The sequence below is a fragment of the Fructilactobacillus florum 8D genome (assembly GCF_000512295.1).
Lineage (GTDB): Bacteria > Bacillota > Bacilli > Lactobacillales > Lactobacillaceae > Fructilactobacillus > Fructilactobacillus florum.
In genome coordinates, this window is record NZ_ALXG01000025.1 from 1 (window position 1) to 1483 (window position 1483).

General features: G+C 30.5%; 1 protein-coding gene and 4 tRNA genes. 4 read left to right on the plus strand and 1 reads right to left on the minus strand.

The features are described from left to right. Positions 1-34 precede the first annotated feature (34 nt). From B808_RS02610 to B808_RS02625, 4 genes are all read left to right on the plus strand, one after another. Positions 35-105 (plus strand) — tRNA-Trp (locus B808_RS02610). Between the two features lie 14 nt (positions 106-119). After that, positions 120-192 (plus strand) — tRNA-His (locus B808_RS02615). Between the two features lie 50 nt (positions 193-242). Next, positions 243-313 (plus strand) — tRNA-Cys (locus B808_RS02620). Between the two features lie 24 nt (positions 314-337). Then, a tRNA-Leu gene (locus B808_RS02625) sits at positions 338-422 on the plus strand. Positions 423-1312: 890 nt separating this feature from the next. Here the strand turns inward: B808_RS02625 and B808_RS06710 are convergent. Then, complete coding sequence (locus tag B808_RS06710; protein WP_157780106.1) at positions 1313-1477, minus strand: Arm DNA-binding domain-containing protein; 165 nt, start codon at positions 1475-1477, stop codon at positions 1313-1315. Positions 1478-1483: the final 6 nt, after the last annotated feature.

The window sequence follows — 1483 nt, forward strand, 5'->3', positions numbered from 1 at the left end:
GTTCGGTGGTTCGAATCCACTCCCCTCCATCTATAGGGATATAGTACAACGGTAGTATGTCGGTCTCCAAAACCGCTGATGTGGGTTCGATTCCTACTATCCCTGTTTATGATATTATGGCGGTAGTGGTGAAGTGGTTAACACATCGGTTTGTGGTACCGACACGCGTGGGTTCGATTCCCACCTACCGCCTTTTGATTGGCTTGCGTTAGCAAGAAGAAGGCACTGATAGTGCTTTTTATGGCGGTATAGCCAAGTGGTAAGGCAGAGGTCTGCAAAACCTTCATCGTCGGTTCAAATCCGACTACCGCCTTTGAATTGCTACAATCAAAACTTTGCCGAGATGGCGGAATTGGCAGACGCGCTGGACTCAAAATCCAGTGATCATTGCGATCGTGCGGGTTCGACCCCCGCTCTCGGCATAATTATAGTTTTTAATGGTTCTGTATGAACGTGAAAACGTTGATATAGAGCCATTTTTGTTTGTGGAAGTTTAAACGTTGACAGACCAAAAACATACCACTAAATTAATTAATGGTGTGTTTTTTATACTTTATTTAAAATTTGTGCGATTTCATCATTACTTCCATTTTTATATTCATAGATTAAATAGGCATATTTTCTTGATGTTATTCCAATATCATAATGTCTTAATTGTTTAATAATTATATAGATATCAACGATATTAGCTAGTAAATATGCCACGTATGTATGACGTAATGAGAAAAAATGAAAACTATGTTTTAGTTATACCTAATTCTTTAAATTATTTTATAAGCGTTTTATTTACAGAATTGAAGTAGGGATAATTTTAAATTGGTTCAAGAAAATAACTTTATCATCATTAATTTTTAATTCTTTAATTATACTTAGAACTTTTTTATTTACTCGTATTGATCGTTTGGAGCTTTTCGTTTTAACAGGTATATATTTTTTTGTTTTAGCATTATAAGATTGAACAACATTAATTATGCAATTTTCAAAATCAATATTTTTCCATTTTAAAACTTTTATTTATCCTAGACGCATTCAAGTATATATTGCTAATAAAATCATGTATTTAGAAGTATAGTGTTTATTCTTTGTAGAAATTAAATAATTTGTAATTTTTTTAATATATCCATCGTAAATTGCATCTTTAATACATACATGGATTAAAGAATTAATCTTACTAATTGTTTCTTTAGCATGATTTGAACCATATTCATCTAGTAATATTTTATATTTTTCACTGTTTAAATATTTTAGTTTATCATTGGTAAAATATTTTTTAATTACGTTATAAATATGTAAGTAATGAAGCCTAGTAACATCAGTTATAGTTTTTTTTATAGGTTTCGTACCATTTATTAAAATAATCTGAAAATAGGGGAGATTCATCTTTTATAAATTCTCCACTATGCAAATCCAATTTCATTTGTGATAAATATAATTCAGCTTCACATTTAGTTTTAAAACCACCTTTTAGAAGTAGAATGTCTTT